Here is a 287-nt window from a genome sequence, read left to right as displayed (position 1 = left end):
GCGCGGAAGCTGCGGGAGACGGGAGTAGAAGCGGACCAACTGGTAGCGATTCTGGCCGAACGCTCGCTCGATATGGTTGTCGGCATTCTGGCGATTCTCAAAGCGGGCGGAGCCTACGTGCCTGTCGATCCCGACTACCCGGAGGAGCGTATCCGCTTTATGATCGAGGATTCGGGCGCGCCGTTGTTGCTGATTCAAAAGCATCTGCATGAGAAGACCGACTTCGCAGGAACGCGCCTCGAATTGGACGATTTCGTTTGGGGCGACAGAGGGGCGGACTCCGAAGG

Annotated in this window: 1 protein-coding gene; it reads left to right on the top strand. The window is 59.6% G+C overall.

Annotated elements, in window-relative coordinates; genetic code table 11:
- Nucleotides 1-287 (top strand): AMP-binding protein (locus G9G53_RS25920; protein ID WP_165150908.1); only part of this gene is annotated, 287 nt, incomplete at both ends.

Origin of the sequence: Paenibacillus sp. EKM206P, assembly GCF_011066155.1 — a bacterium.
In the GTDB taxonomy this organism is placed as follows: Bacteria; Bacillota; Bacilli; order Paenibacillales; family Paenibacillaceae; genus Paenibacillus; species Paenibacillus polymyxa_D.
Note: the sequence above shows the minus strand (reverse complement) of the source record. Positions and strands in the feature narration are given on the sequence as shown.